Source organism: Pseudomonadota bacterium, assembly GCA_039818985.1.
Classification (GTDB): Bacteria; Pseudomonadota; Alphaproteobacteria; order Sphingomonadales; family Sphingomonadaceae; genus Alterisphingorhabdus.
In genome coordinates, this window is the sequence record JBCBSU010000001.1 from 1,131,063 (window position 1) to 1,145,783 (window position 14,721).

Sequence of the window (14,721 nt, forward strand, 5' to 3'; positions counted from 1 at the left end):
CAAACTGATATGGTCGGGTTAGAAAATATCAGGCTTTTATCTGAGTGCAACGAGGACTCGGGGGTGTTGAAATGAAAAAGATTCTTGCGCCATTTGTCCTGATATTCCTGCTTGTCGCCTGTTCCGCCCTTAGTGAAGGCACCGAGAAAGGCGAGCAATATGTTTCGAAATTTCATAAGCTCTACAATGCCCAAGACTATGACGCGATGTACAGAACGGCATCCGAGGAATACCGCGAAGTCACCGCAAAAGATTTCCATAAGCGTCTGTTCAAGACACTGGAACGCAGGCTGGGGCAAGTCACTGGCAAGACCCGCACCGGATGGAGAGTGAATGCGGGAACAGGCGGAACCATTATCAACCTCGCCTATGATACCGACTTCGCTTTAGCCAAAGGGCAGGAAACCTTTGTCATCAGGCTGCGCGATGGCAAGGCAGAATTGTTGTCATATAATGTCAACTCCCCGGCTTTGATGATTGAGCTTGAAGAAAATTAAAGCGTTGCCTCAATTGCGCGTGCAGCCTGGGCAGGATCGTCGGCGCGGCTGATCGGGCGACCGATAACCAGCACCGATGCGCCGTCATCGCGGGCCTGCCTGGGGGTAACGGCGCGTTTCTGGTCACCCATATCGCTGCCTGCCGGTCGCAGGCCGGGGACGACGAAAAAGCCGCGCTTCCACTGCTTGTGCACCGCGCCGACTTCATGGCCGGAGCAGACAATGCCGTCGACACCGGCACTTTCGGCGAGTTCGGCGAGCCGCATCACCTGATCATGAGTCTCCCGCTGATAGCCGATCTGGTCCATGTCATTACCATCGAGGCTGGTGAGCAGGGTCACAGCGACGACCTTGGTATTCGCGCCGGCCGCAGCCTTGGCATCTTCCAGCATGGCGCGACCGCCAGCGGCGTGGACGGTCACGATTGCCGGTTCGAGCACATGGATCGCCTGCATCGCCGAGGCGACGGTGTTGGGGATGTCGTGCAGTTTCAGATCGAGAAAAATCGGCAGACCGATATGCGTCATCTCATGCACGCCATGATGGCCATGGGCGCAAAAAAACTCGAGGCCCAATTTGATCCCGCCAATATGGCCCTCGACCGACTTGGCCAGTGCCAGCGCCCGATCAAGATCGGGGACATCCATGGCGAGATAGATCGGGTTGCTCATAAACGATATGCTTTCCGGATAAGGCCTGTTGTTTCGAGCCTATTGTGTCGGGTCTGATTCCAGCGGGGATTTCGGTTCTGCTGCTGATGTCGTTGACACCGGAGGGGTTTCAAGGCGATTTTCAAGCGTTGCTATGCGCCGGTTTTTGCGCCAGCGCGAACCGCGATAGAGCAGCCACATTGGTACAAAACCAAGAAGGAAGGAGCCGATGATCAGCATTGGCAGCTTGGTATCAAGCAGTGTGTCGCTCCAGATTTTTACGGTGACATCATTCCAGTTATTATAGGAGAAGGCGACCAGCAAAATGGCCAGCAATACCCAGAATAACGTCTTGATAAACTGCATGTCTCACCTTTCACCCTGACGTTCAGCGCCGGTTTTTGTCACCATAACCGGGCTTGGCCGCGTTGGCGAGTCTGCGGCCATCTGGCAAGCGAATCTAGCCAAACACCCGTGCAAAAATGGTGTCGACATGCTTGAAATGATAGTCGAGCGTGAATTTCTCGCGCAGATCGTCTTCGCTGATCCTGGCTGTGACATCGTCATCCGCCAGCAGCAGATCGAGCAGCGATAGCTGACCATCGCTTTCCCACACCTGCATCGCATTGCGCTGGACGATGCGATAGGCGTCCTCACGGCTAATGCCTGCCTGGGTCAGCGCCAGCAACACCCGCTGCGAGTGCACCAGACCGCCCATGCGGTCGAGATTTTTCTGCATCCGTTCAGGATAAATCAGCAGCTTGTCGATGACCCCGGTCAGACGGCGCAGGGCAAAGTCCAGCGTAATTGTAGCGTCGGGGCCGATAAAGCGCTCGACCGAGCTGTGCGAGATATCGCGCTCATGCCACAAAGCGACATTCTCCATCGCGGGCAGGGCATGGCTGCGCACCATGCGGGCAAGGCCGGTGAGATTCTCGGTCAGTACCGGATTGCGCTTGTGCGGCATGGCGCTGGAGCCTTTCTGGCCTGGAGAGAAATATTCCTCCGCTTCCAGCACCTCGGTGCGCTGCAAATGGCGGATTTCGGTGGCCAGCCGCTCGATAGAAGAGGCAATCACAGCAAGAGTCGCGAAATATTGCGCATGGCGGTCGCGGGGTATCACCTGGGTGGAAACCGGTTCCAGTTCCAACCCCATTTTTTCGGCGACATGCGCTTCGACTTTCGGGTCGATATTGGCGAAAGTTCCGACGGCGCCGCTTATCGCACAGGTGGCAATCTCCTTGCGCGCGGCAACCAGCCGCTCACGGCCCCGGTCAAACTCTGCATAGGCTTGTGCCAGTTTCAGGCCGAAGGTGGTCGGTTCTGCATGGATGCCATGGCTACGGCCGATGGTCGCGGTATAGCGATGCTCCTCGGCGCGGCGTTTCAGCGCGGCGAGCAGCGCGTCCATATCGGCGAGCAAGATATCGCTGGCCCGGGCCAGTTGCACCGAAAGACAGGTATCGAGCACGTCCGAGCTGGTCATGCCCTGATGCATGAACCGTGCCTCATCGCCGACATTTTCCGCGACATTGGTGAGGAAAGCGATGACATCATGCTTGACCTCCGCCTCGATCGCATCAATCCGTGCGACATCAAAAGCGCCACGCTCCCATATCGCCTTGGCCGCCTCTTTCGGCACCACGCCCAGCTCCGCCAGCGCGTCGGTGGCATGTGCCTCGATCTCGAACCAGATGCGGAATTTCGCTTCCGGTTCCCAGATGACGGTCATATCGGGATGGGCATAGCGTGGAACCATGGCAGGCTTGTCTTTCTGGCTGGAATGAAGCGTTGGCGGCTCGCTAGCAGGATGGTGGGATCATCGCAATTGCCGAACATTTATTACGGCTAAGCAACGATTTTTGCCGGGTTTTTCGCTGGCAATTTGGCGCGCCATGACTAGTCTTCGCACCTGCATAGCACGGGCGGGGATGGCGCAGCGCAACCAAAAGGGGAGTGAGATGACCGATGCTCCGGTAACAGTCGCGTCGCAGACGGTGGAAGAACTCTCGCCCTTTGTCCGCATTACCTTGCGCATCTGGCTCAAAATCTATGGCTCGGTTGTCGGTCTGTTGCGCCCGTTTTTCGATCTGTTGGTGCGGTTGACCATTGCCTTTGCACTGTTCCGTTCGGGCATTGTCAAAGCCTTTGACTGGGACACAGCCCTGACACTGGCAACGCTGGAATATCCGGTCGGGTTTATGGCACCAGCGTCAGCGGCGCTTATCGGCATCATCATCGAACTGGCAGGCGCACTGCTGCTGGCGCTGGGCCTGTTGACGCGCAGCGCAGCAATAGCGGTGGCGCTGCTGCTGGGGATTAGCCAGGCGGTGTATATCCCGACTGATGTCAACCTGTTCACCATTGGCTTCATGGCGTGGTATGTGGTTCACGGTGCAGGTGCGTTTTCACTCGATCGCCTGTTGGCGCGAGGTCTGGCCGGCAGTGCATTGCCGCTGGCACCGTCTTTGATCCGCCTTGGCACGATATCACGCAACCATGTCTCGCCGCTGCTGCTATGGTTGTTCCGGCTGTGGATCGCGTTGACGCTGCTGATTGCCGCCGATGTGCTGCCCGATCTGGCCAATGCCCAATTTTTTCCTTCGGGCAGCTTTGCGCCATTGCCAGCATTGTTGGCGATCACCTTGGCAGTCTTTGCGCTTGTTGGCTTTTGCATGCCGGTGGTCAGCCTGGCGCTGTTGCTGAGCCTGACCGGGGCGCAATTCATGGCGTTCAACCCGGCACTGACCATGTTGGCGATGTTGTTCGTGCTGATCTTTCTGTTTTTCGGTGCCGGTTATATGTCTGTAGATCGCTGGCTCTATGGCTGGCTGCAGCGCCATGTGCTGTTCGACCGGCGGATTGACCAGGTGCCCGCGCATTGGCCGCATGTCGTGATCGTCGGTGGCGGCTTTGGTGGAATTGCCTGCGTTGCCGAGCTGAAGCGGTTGCCGGTGCGCATCACCCTGATCGACCGCAACAATTATCATCTGTTCCAGCCGTTGCTCTATCAGATTGCTACAGCGGGACTGTCACCCGCCGATGTCGCGACCCCGATTCGCAGCCTGTACCGTGAGGATGGCAATGTCCGGGTGCTGCTCGGTGAGGTTTCGGCGGTCGATAAGGCGGCCAAAACCATATGCTGCAACGAAACCGATATCGGCTTTGACTGGCTTGTGCTCGCCACCGGCGCTTCGCACAGCTATTTCGGCAAGGATCAATGGGCTCCCTATGCACCGGGGCTCAAGCGGATCGAGGATGCGGTGGCGGTAAGGGCGCATGTGCTGCGCGCCTTTGAAAGAGCCGAGGCGTGCAGTGATCCTGCAGAAATCGACCGGCTGCTGACCTTTGTCATAGTCGGCGCAGGACCGACCGGGGTGGAGCTGGCCGGAGCAATTGCCGAGCTGGCACGGTACGGACTGAAAAACGAATATCGCAATTTCGATCCGGCGGATACACGGGTTAAGCTGGTGCAATCAGGTCCCCGCATCCTGCCGGCTTTCCCGGAGGATCTTTCCGAAAAGGCAGCCGATTCGCTGCGCGCTTTGGGCGTCGAGATCATGCTCGGCGGCCGGGTCACCGATATTCAGGCAGATCATGTCATGGTTGGCGATGTGCGCATCGATACCCAGACCGTGCTCTGGGCCGCTGGGGTGGTGGCCTCGCCTGCTGCGAAATGGCTGGATGCCGAGGCCGACCGGTCGGGCCGAGTCATGGTCGATGATCATCTGCGCGTAAATGGCCACAGCCATATCTTCGCCATTGGGGATACCGCCGCCAGCATGGCCTGGGATGGAAAGCCTGTTCCGGGGCTGGCACCGGCGGCGAAACAGGCGGGCAAATATGTCAGCCGGATGATACACGCTGCGCTGACAGAAGCACCACAGCCGCCGCCCTTTGCCTATGTCCATCAGGGGAGCCTGGCGACGATCGGTCGCAAATCCGCGATTGCCGATTTCGGTTGGACCAAATTGTCCGGGGCTCTGGCATGGTGGCTATGGGGCCTGGTGCATGTCGGATTCCTTGTCGGCGTGAGGAACCGGCTGGCAGTGATTGTCAACTGGGGCTGGAATTATTTCACGCTGCAGCTCGGTATCCGGCTGATTACGGGCAAAACACCTGACGCGCCCGAGGATACGGCCTAACGGCTGACTCTTGTTAAATCAGCCCCTCAGCCTTCATGCTGACATGGCCGTCGCGACCGATGATGATATGGTCATGCACAGTGATATTCAGCCGCCGTCCCGCTTCGGAAATGTCGCGGGTGATGGCGATATCCTGGCGACTGGGCGATGGGTCGCCGCTGGGATGATTATGCACCAGAATCAATGACACCGCGCCCAGTTCCAGCGCGCGCTGGATCACCTGACGGGTATAGATGGCCGCTTCATCGACCGAACCGTCGGTGCTTTTTTCGTCACTGATCAGCATGTTGCGGCTATTGAGATAGAGAATGCGCACGCGCTCGACAGTGAGATGCGCCATATCGGCACGCAAATAGTCGAGCAATGCCTGCCAGCTGCCGATGACCGGCTGATTGACTACGGGTTCGCGCAGCAGCCGCAGCGCCGCCACTTGGGCTATTTTCAGTGCCGCAACACTGGTTTCACCGAGACCCGGCACTTGCATCAAGGCGCGGCTGTCGGCGCTCAGCACTGCAGCCAATGTGCCGAAGCGCGCGATCACCGCCTTGGCCAGTGGCTTGGTGTCGCGCCGGGGTATCGCCAGTGCCAGCAGATATTCAATCACCTCATGGTCTAGCAGAGCGGTGTCGTCCTGACCGAGCAGACGCTGGCGCAGCCGTGCGCGATGGCCGACGCCGGTTTCCGCAGAATCGGTCTTTGGCACCTCGGGAAACAGGGGCGCAGAAGCGGCAGCCTTGTCGGTCATCTTTGTCCCTTAACGCATATTGAACGCTGACTATAGCCGATATTCGGGCCCGGTTCATTGTCGATTGCACATGTTGGGCTTTTTGCGCAATAGAAGTGGCCATGACCGGAAACGAACAGGATGCGGAGACTATACCGCTGGAAACCCGTTCGCTGGTGCCCGGTTCGCTGCGGCTGCGGGTGTTTCTTGCCGTCCTGTTGCTACTGGCTGCGGTTGTCCTGCTGGCCTGGATCCAGCGGGTCGAAATTGCCGATAGCTTTGTCGCCGATTATCTGGCGGAGCAGGGCGTCGAGGCCGAATATGAGATTGTCGATATCGGCCTACAGCGCCAGGTACTGCGCAACCTGACCATCGGACCCGAAGCACAGCCGGACCTTGTCGTCGAGGAAATGACCATCACCACCCGCCCGGCGCTGGGCATTCCGGTGATAGAAAATATCCGGATGCGCGGTGTGCGGATCTTTGGTACCTATGATGGTGAGAGCGTTAGTCTGGGCGCACTTGATCCGCTCGTTTTTACTGATAGCGACGCACCATTCGAGCTTCCCGATTTCAGCGTGGATATCGATGATGCCCGTGTCCGCATGGACACGCCGCATGGCGTGATTGGGGTATCTTTCAACGGCAATGGCCATCTGAAGGACGGCTTCGAGGGCGAACTGGCCGCGATTGCCGGCACACTTGATTTCGGAAGCTGCCATATTGATCGTCCCAGCCTGTTTGGCACTATCAGGGTAGAATCGCTCGAGCCGATTTTTTCCGGCCCGTTGCGCGGTACCAGTATCGATTGCGCCGATTTTGTCGCTGACAGCGATGCATTTGCCTTCACCGTGGATCTGCGCGCCGACCGGACGCTCGCCGATATCGAACTGGCTGTAGGTGGAGCCGCCAGCGCGCCGCGCTATGCCGGATTACCACAAGGCAGCATATCGGGCGAGACGCTCCTTATTGACCTCCAGGCGGAACTGGATGGTGATACAGTGGCGATCCGTGGCGAAACGGCGATCGAGAATATGCGCTCGCCATGGATTGATGGCCGCGAGATTACCTTGCGCATTGACAGTGATCCGCTGGCGCTGGCCGATGTGCAGCAGCCTGATCGTTTGGTCGCGGCGGTCAATGCCGATGTTGCACTGCGTGGCGATGGACTGGCCGTTGATCCGGCGTGGAACGGGCTGGTTGCCGATGCGGTCGGCGGCAGCCCGCTAGCGCCTTTATGGCGTCGTGCTGCGCCGCAGCTCAATGCGCGGCTGTCCAGCGCTCGGCTGAGCGTGGATGGCGCGATGGCCGGGGGCATGCTGACGCTTGAACCTAGCGCGGTAAAACAGGACGATGGTCCAGTGATTGCGCGCTTTTCCGAGACTTCTATCGCGCTTGATGATGGCGCTGAGGGAAGGCCAGTCTTGCTCGCGGCCTATATTGTCGACCGTGCGTTGCCGCAAATTATGGCGGAAATGGTCTGGGATAGCGGCTCGCTGGCCCAACTCGATCTGTCGATGCCGTCCTATGCTGCCGGTAAGGCGCGTCTCGCCATTGATGCCTTGCGCGTGCGCCGATTGTCGGCTGATAGCTATGGACTGAGCGGTGCCATCGCACTCAGCGGACCGCTCCCTGATGGCGGTGCAATCGACAATCTCTATCTGCCGCTCAATGGCCGACTGGTCGGCGGTAATCACTATTTTGCCAGGGACCGCTGCCAGAAGCTGCGTTTCGATGCGCTGGAAATCGCCGAGACGCGCACTGGCAAGACCGAATTTTCGCTCTGTCCGGTCGGTCGCAGCCCGTTGCTCGCACTCGATGATAGCGGTGTGCGTATCAGCGCCGATATTGGCAAGCTGGCACTGAGCGGTGATCTGGCTGGCACACCCTGGGCCATCGGCTTCGAACAGATGCTGCTGCGCCATCCCGGTGAAACCCGGCTGGGCGCAGTTACTGCGCAAATCGGCGAGGCCACGGGTGCGACCCGCATCGCCGCCGATACACTCACGCTGGATTATGATAGCAGCAATGGCAGTTTTGCGGGAGATTTCGCCAATATGGCCGCCACCATTGGTGAAGTGCCATTGCAGGTGGCCAAGGGCGAGGGCCTGTGGTCTTATGATGAAAATGGCCTGATGCTGGCCTCGGACAGTCTTGAGGTCAGCGACCGTCAGGCGGACTATCGCTTCAATCCCCTGACTGGCCGTGGTGCTGTGCTGCGGCTTGCCGATAGCAGGATCACTGTCTATGGCAGTCTGCACGAGAAGCAGACGGGCACACGGGTCAGTGCCATCGATATCGCCCATGATCTCGCAACCGCCAGAGGCAAGGCGGTGCTGGCGGTCAAGAATCTTCGCTTCGGTCCCGATTTTCAGCCCGAACTGATCACCCCGCTGACCCTGAGCGTGGTTGCCAATGTCGATGGTCGGGTCGATGGGCGCGGCGAGATTCGCTGGAACGGGGACAGTGTCGACAGCGATGGCCGGTTCCGCACCGAGGAGATGGACCTCGCCGCCGCTTTCGGTCTGGTAAAGGGGCTGGCGGGGGAGATTGTGTTTTCCGATCTGCTGGCCATGGCGACGCCGCCAGGGCAGTTGGTGACGATGCGCGAGGTCAATCCCGGCGTCGCCGCCAATGATGGTGCCGTGCGCTATCAGCTACTCCCGAATCAGGTGATGCAGATCGAGAGTGGGGAATGGCCCTTTGCCGGCGGTCGGCTGGTGATGGAACCGGCGACATTCAATTTCGCGGTCGAAGAGGAACGCGAGGTCAGCTTCGCCGTGATCGGACTTGATGCGGCGCAGTTCCTGTCGCGGTTCGATTTCGAGAATATCAGTGCCACCGGCGTGTTTGACGGACGTCTGCCCATGCGTTTCGGTCAGCTTGGCGGCAATATCGAGGGCGGGAAGCTGGTGGTGCGTGAGGGCGGGGGGACACTCGCCTATGTCGGCGAACTGACTTATACGGACTTGGGCAGCATGGCCAATTTTGCCTTCGACAGCTTGCGCGCCATTCGGTACCGCTCGCTTGAAATAGATATGAACGGACCGCTTGATGGCGAGATGGTCACCCGGATCAATTTTTCCGGTCTCAGCCAGGGCGAAGAGGCATCGCGCAACTTTGTCACCAACCAGATTGCCAAACTGCCGATCCAGTTCAACGTGACCATCCGGGCGCCTTTTTTCCAGCTCATCACCTCGGCACGATCATTTTACGACACACAATATTTGCCCGATATTGGCTCCATCTCTAGACAGACGGCACCATCCGCGCCGGCGGGTGAAGTGAGCGGTAGCAAAGACAATGAACCGGCATCCTGAAGCGGCTATTCAGCCCTGTGAAAGCGAGAATATGTAATGGAAGACAGCAAGATGATGGCACATAAGCGTGTTGGTGCGTCTTCGATCATCGCGATGCTGCTGGCTTTCCCCGCCAGTGGATGCATCACATTGGAGGCACCGGACAAGCCTATTGTCATCGAGCTGAATATCAATATCAGTCAGGAGGTTGTCTATCGGCTGGATAACGACGCCAAGGCCCTGATTGAAGAGAATGAGGATATTTTCTGATGAAGCATATCGTCCGACAGCTAGGCAAGGCGTGCATTCCGCTGGGGGCTGTTGCGTTGATTGCTGCGCCCGCCGCAGTTTCGGCGCAGATGAATTACAAATCGGCAAAGGCCGCGGGCATTATCGGTGAAAAGCCCGATGGCTATCTCGGCGTCGTCAATGGCAGCAACAGCGAGGCCCAGCGCGTCGTCGACAGCACCAATATCAAGCGCAAGGCAAAATACACCGAGCTTGCGGCGCAAAAGGGTGTCACGGTGCAAGAGGTCGCTTTCTCGACCGGATGCAATCTGATCGCTCAACTCCGCCCGGGGCAGAAATATATGGCGCCGTCTGGACAGTGGAAAACCCGCGATGGTTCTCCTCCTGAGCGCGACGCGCGCTGCCCATAACGATTCTGTCGAAAACCGGCTGTAAAAGGCCATGTTTCTCCAGTACCCGAGCATCGATGGGGCACTTTCCGCAAACGTAAATTCCTGCTAGGCGGCCATGGCCATTGACTTGCGTCAAACGGCTCACTAAACGGGCCGCGCCTTGGCGGGTTGCCTCGCTCTTCGGCGCTTTACCGGGTAATTTGACACAATCTGGAAAAGCAATGGCGGACGAACAACCCGGGCAGAAACCTGATACGCACAATGACCGGCTGGATTCGCTTGATGACAGGCTGGACCGGCTGGAAAAAGAGCGTAGCAGCAGGGGCAGGAAGAATGCGGTAGAGGCTGATCCGAATTACCGGATGGGCACCCGGGTTCTGGCTGATCTTGTTGCAGGGGTTGCCGGGGGTCTTTTGTTTGGCTGGCTGTTGGATCGCTGGCTCGGGACTTCACCATGGTTGATGCTGGTGTTCCTGTTCCTCGGGATCATCGTGGCATTCAGGAATATTATGCGGCTGACGGGCACCAGCTCGGCCAGCCTGCAGGGTGAAGACGAAAGCGATAAAGGGTAGCAAGCGTGGCCGGCGAATCAGGTAAAATTGACCCGATGCACCAATTCGAGATCGAGAGCTTTTTCGATCTCTTTGCAGTGGGCGGTCAGCAGATTGCATTCACCAACAGCGCGTTGTGGATGCTGATCACCGTCGCCGCTTTGTGGATTTTCATGCAGGGCGGTATGCGACGCGAGCTGGTTCCAGGTCGCTGGCAGGTGATGGTTGAAGGCTTCACCAATTTCATTTCTGACATGATGCTCACCAATATCGGCGAAGAGGGCAAGAAATATACGCCCTATGTCTTCTCGCTGTTCATGTTCATCCTTTTCGCCAATATCCTCGGTCTGATGCCAATCGGCCTGATCGGCGGTCACCCCTTCACCGTAACCAGCCACCTGACCGTCACCGGTATATTGGCGATCGTCAGCTTTGCGATTGTCCTGGTTGTCGGTTTCTGGCGCCATGGCCTGCACTTTTTCTCGCTGTTCGTGCCGCATGGCACGCCGCTGCCGATGATCCCTTTCATCTTCCTGGTTGAGCTGCTTTCGTTCCTGGTACGGCCGTTCAGCCTTGGTCTGCGTCTCTTCGTGGCCATGACCGCCGGGCACATCCTGCTCAAGGTTCTGGCCGGCTTCGTTATCAACTCGACCAAGGCCGGCGCCGGCTATGGTCTTCTGGTCGGCCTGCCCAGCCTGACATTGATGGTTGGTATCAGCGCGCTGGAACTGCTGGTTGCGGTGGTTCAGGCCTATGTCTTCGCCCTGCTGACCTCGCTTTACATCAATGATGCGGTCAACCTGCACTAATTCACTTTTCTTCAACCCAATTTTCAACACGATATTTTTCCAAGGAGTAGTATAATGGACGCAGAAGCAGCAAAGCTGGTTGGTGCCGGTCTGGCAGCCATTGGTGCAGGCATGGCCGCCATCGGTGTGGGTAATGTCTTCGGATCATTCCTCGAGAGCGCACTGCGCAATCCTGCCGCGGCAGATGGCCAGCAGGGCCGCCTGTTCATCGGCTTCGCCGCTGCCGAGCTTCTCGGCCTGCTGGCATTCGTTGTTGCGATGATCCTGATCTTCGTCGCCTGACAACATCACAATATTCCCCGGCGATATATTCGCCGGGGCATTTCCTGCTTTCCGCCTGATGGATCGGTACGATGCCCCAGATTGACCAGTTAATGACAACCTATGGTTCCCAGCTCTTCTGGCTGGTGATCTGCTTCGGCCTTGTCTATCTGGTGATCGGTCGTTCAATGCTGCCGAAAATCCAGAGCACCGTCGAGATGCGCGAGAAGCGCATTTCTGACGATGTCGAGGCGGCGCGTCTGGCGCACAAACAGGCGGACGACCTGGAAGAAGAATATAAGGCGAAACAGGCCGAAGCGCGCGAAGCGGCACAGGCAGTGATCGCCGAAGCCAAGGCCAAGGCCGCTAAAAACGCCGAAAAGCGGCTTGGTGATGCTGATAAACGCGTTGCCGAGAAGTTGGCGGCGGCCGAAAAGGACATTGAAGAACAGCGTGTCGCCGCTATGGCCGAGCTGCAGGATGTCGCTGCCGAAGCCACTCAGTCGATCTTTGCCAAGCTGACCGGTTCCAAGGTCACCAAGGCAGAGGCGCGCAGCGCGGTGAAGGGAGCGATGACCGATGTTTGATCTGCTGTTGATCGCCGCCGAGGGCGCCAGTGGCGAGGAATATGTCGAGCTTTCCGTGTTCGGCATTACCGCAACCGCATGGGTTTCGATTGCCATGGCGATTTTGATCGGCCTGATCCTTTGGAAAAAGGTTCCCTCGGTCATCGCGGCATCGCTCGACAGGCAAATCGATGACATCAAGCGCCACCTCAACGAAGCCAAGGCGCTGCGCGAGGAAGCCGAGAGCATGCGCGCCGAATATGAGTCGAAAATCGCATCGGCTGTGACCGAGGCCGAAGATATGAAATATCGTGCCGAGCAGGAAGCCGAGGCGATTATTGCCGAAGCCAAGGAAAATGCCACGGCACTGATCGCGCGGCGCAAAAAGGTTGCGGAACAGAAAATTGCCTCCGCCGAGCGCGCCGCCATTGCCGAAATCCGTGACAAAGTCGCCAGCGTCTCAGCCGAAGCATCGCAGGCGCTGGTGCAGAAAAAGCATGATGCCGAGGCTGACACAGCACTGGTCGACTCGACCATTGCGACTCTGGGCAAAGCTATCCACTGAGTTCGCCCCCGAAGCAGACTGACCGCTTTGAATATGACGCAAAAATGCCCATAAGATGGGCATGAGCAGCAGTGGCGATACTCCGATAGAAAACAGCGTTCCGGATGCGCCCGACCGCTTCCGCGAGGAAAAGGCGACCTATGCCGTGCGTGGGGCCGAAGCGCCCGATCTGGATCGCGGTGTCGAGGCGATCCGCGCGACGCTCAAAACACTGAAGGCGGAACCCGGCGTTTATCGCATGCTCGATGCGCGCGGCGATGTGCTCTATGTCGGTAAGGCCAGGGCGCTGCGTAATAGGGTGACCAACTATACCCAGGTAACGCGTCTGCCGCGTCGATTACAGCGCATGGTAGCGCAGACGCGCAGCATGACCATTGTCACCACCAATAGTGAGGCTGAGGCGCTGTTGATGGAGGCGCAATTCATCAAGCGCTATCGTCCGCCCTATAATGTCCTGCTGCGCGACGATAAGAGCTTTCCCTATATCCTGTTGCGCGAGGACCATGATTTTCCGCGCATGTATAAATATCGCGGTGCGCGGAAATATAAGGGCGAGTATTTCGGTCCCTTTGCCAGCGCCGGATCAGTGACCGCGACGCTCAATGCGTTGCAAAAAATGTTTCTGCTGCGCTCGTGCAGCGACAGCTTTTACGCCAATCGCTCGCGGCCTTGTTTGCTCTATCAGATCAAGCGCTGCTCGGCGCCTTGTGTCGATCGCATCAGCAAGGAGGATTATGCCGGGCTGGTCGATGATGCGCGCAATTTCCTGCATGGCAAATCGACCGATGTGCAGCAGCGACTTGCGGCATCGATGGAAGAAGCCGCCGAGCAGCTCGATTTCGAGACCGCCGCACGCTATCGTGACCGGCTTAAGGCGCTGACCTTTATCCAGGGCAGCCAGGCTGTGCAGGCCAAGGGTGTCGCCGATGCCGATGTCTTCGCCATGGCGAAGCAGGGCGGCACCGTCTGTATCCAGGCGTTTTTTATCCGCGCGGGTCAGAATTGGGGCCATCGCAGCTTCTTCCCGGCGCATGTCTCGGGTGTCGAACCGGAGGAGATACTGGCCAGCTTTCTGGCGCAATTCTATCAGGAAGTGCCGCCGCCCAAGCTGGTGCTGCTCGACCGCGAACCACAAGAGGCGGAATTGCTGGCCGAGGCGCTGCAAGTGCGGATGAACACCAAGCTGGATATGGCGGTGCCGCAGCGTGGCGAGCGCCGCAAACTGGTGCAACAGGCCGAGCGCAACGCCAAGGAAGCACTGCTCCGCCGCGTCGCTGAGTCGAGCAGTCAGGCGAAAAATCTCGATGCGCTCGGCGAATTTGCCGGGCTGGACAGTCGGCCCGAGCGGATCGAGGTCTATGACAATAGCCATATTCAGGGCAGCCATGCGCTCGGCGCGATGATTGTTGCCGGCCCCGAAGGCTTCCGCAAAAACGCCTATCGCAAATTCAATATCAAGGATGAGGAAACCGTTCCCGGCGATGATTTCGCGATGATGCGCGAAATGATCCGGCGTCGCTTCGCGCGGGCGCAGCAGGAAGACCCCGACCGGACATCGGGTGACTGGCCCGATTTGTTGCTGATTGATGGCGGCAAAGGGCAGGTGTCTTCGGTACAGGAGGTGCTGGAAGAGCTGGGCATTGATGATGTGCCGTTTTTCGGCGTCGCCAAGGGACCGGATCGCAATGCCGGGCGTGAGGTGTTTTACTTCGCGGATGGTAGCGACAAGACGCTGCCTATGAACGATCCGCTGATGTTCTTCATCCAGCGTCTGCGCGACGAATCGCACCGCTTCGCCATTGGTGCGCACCGCAAGAAACGCGCCGCGGCCATCGGTGTCAGCCCGCTCGATGAAGTGCCGGGTATCGGCCCGGTGCGCAAAAAAGCGCTGCTGATGCATTTCGGCACCGCCAAAGCCGTGCGCAACGCCTCCCGCGAAGACCTCGCCCGCGCGCCCGGTGTCTCGCAAGCCATGGCCGATGCGGTCTATGATTATTTCCATGGCTAAGCCGC

General features: G+C 58.4%; 15 protein-coding genes. 11 read left to right on the plus strand and 4 right to left on the minus strand.

Annotation, left to right across the window (positions count from 1 at the left end; genetic code table 11):
• Positions 1–71 precede the first annotated feature (71 nt).
• A complete protein-coding gene (locus AAFX04_05350; protein ID MEO1044848.1) occupies positions 72–497 on the plus strand; it encodes a hypothetical protein in 426 nt (141 codons plus the stop codon).
• Here the strand turns inward: AAFX04_05350 and pyrF are convergent.
• The 3 genes from pyrF to purB all read right to left on the minus strand — a co-directional run bounded on the left by pyrF (position 494) and on the right by purB (position 2,906).
• Positions 494–1,168 carry an orotidine-5'-phosphate decarboxylase gene (gene pyrF, locus AAFX04_05355; protein ID MEO1044849.1) on the minus strand — a complete coding sequence of 225 codons (675 nt, stop codon included), beginning with the start codon at positions 1,166–1,168 and terminating at the stop codon, positions 494–496. The genes AAFX04_05350 and pyrF overlap by 4 nt on opposite strands.
• A gap of 39 nt (positions 1,169–1,207) precedes the next feature.
• Entirely contained in the window at positions 1,208–1,513 is a 306-nt protein-coding gene (locus AAFX04_05360) for a LapA family protein (GenBank protein MEO1044850.1), read from the minus strand.
• 94 nt (positions 1,514–1,607) lie between these two features.
• Positions 1,608–2,906, minus strand: coding sequence for an adenylosuccinate lyase (gene purB, locus AAFX04_05365; GenBank protein MEO1044851.1), 1,299 nt, complete (start codon positions 2,904–2,906; stop codon positions 1,608–1,610).
• 136 nt (positions 2,907–3,042) lie between these two features.
• On the opposite strand from purB, the gene AAFX04_05370 reads away from it, so the two are divergent.
• Positions 3,043–5,292 carry an NAD(P)/FAD-dependent oxidoreductase gene (locus AAFX04_05370; GenBank protein ID MEO1044852.1) on the plus strand — a complete coding sequence of 750 codons (2,250 nt, stop codon included), beginning with the start codon at positions 3,043–3,045 and terminating at the stop codon, positions 5,290–5,292.
• 13 nt (positions 5,293–5,305) lie between these two features.
• Here AAFX04_05370 and radC read toward each other — a convergent pair whose 3' ends face one another.
• The gene (gene radC / locus AAFX04_05375; GenBank protein ID MEO1044853.1) at positions 5,306–6,037 is read right to left on the minus strand and encodes a DNA repair protein RadC; all 732 of its coding nucleotides are present in this window, start codon (positions 6,035–6,037) and stop codon (positions 5,306–5,308) included.
• 101 nt (positions 6,038–6,138) lie between these two features.
• Between radC and AAFX04_05380 the strand changes: the two genes are divergently transcribed.
• The 9 genes from AAFX04_05380 (at position 6,139) to uvrC (ending at position 14,716) form a co-directional block, all read left to right on the plus strand.
• Positions 6,139–9,336 (plus strand): YdbH domain-containing protein, encoded by a 3,198-nt coding sequence (locus tag AAFX04_05380; GenBank protein MEO1044854.1) that lies wholly within the window; start codon positions 6,139–6,141, stop codon positions 9,334–9,336.
• 36 nt (positions 9,337–9,372) lie between these two features.
• Entirely contained in the window at positions 9,373–9,585 is a 213-nt protein-coding gene (locus tag AAFX04_05385; protein MEO1044855.1) for a YnbE family lipoprotein, read from the plus strand.
• Entirely contained in the window at positions 9,585–9,974 is a 390-nt protein-coding gene (locus AAFX04_05390; protein MEO1044856.1) for a YdbL family protein, read from the plus strand. The genes AAFX04_05385 and AAFX04_05390 overlap by 1 nt, the downstream gene beginning before the upstream one ends.
• Before the next feature lie 203 nt (positions 9,975–10,177).
• Entirely contained in the window at positions 10,178–10,528 is a 351-nt protein-coding gene (locus AAFX04_05395) for an AtpZ/AtpI family protein (GenBank protein ID MEO1044857.1), read from the plus strand.
• 5 nt (positions 10,529–10,533) lie between these two features.
• Positions 10,534–11,316 (plus strand): F0F1 ATP synthase subunit A, encoded by a 783-nt coding sequence (locus AAFX04_05400; GenBank protein ID MEO1044858.1) that lies wholly within the window; start codon positions 10,534–10,536, stop codon positions 11,314–11,316.
• Between the two features lie 54 nt (positions 11,317–11,370).
• Positions 11,371–11,598, plus strand: coding sequence for a F0F1 ATP synthase subunit C (locus tag AAFX04_05405; protein MEO1044859.1), 228 nt, complete (start codon positions 11,371–11,373; stop codon positions 11,596–11,598).
• Between the two features lie 71 nt (positions 11,599–11,669).
• Entirely contained in the window at positions 11,670–12,164 is a 495-nt protein-coding gene (locus AAFX04_05410) for an ATPase (protein MEO1044860.1), read from the plus strand.
• Entirely contained in the window at positions 12,157–12,708 is a 552-nt protein-coding gene (locus AAFX04_05415; GenBank protein MEO1044861.1) for a F0F1 ATP synthase subunit B, read from the plus strand. The genes AAFX04_05410 and AAFX04_05415 overlap by 8 nt, the downstream gene beginning before the upstream one ends.
• Before the next feature lie 61 nt (positions 12,709–12,769).
• On the plus strand, positions 12,770–14,716 hold the full coding sequence (gene uvrC, locus AAFX04_05420; protein ID MEO1044862.1) for an excinuclease ABC subunit UvrC: 1,947 nt from the start codon (positions 12,770–12,772) through the stop codon (positions 14,714–14,716).
• Positions 14,717–14,721 lie beyond the last annotated feature (5 nt).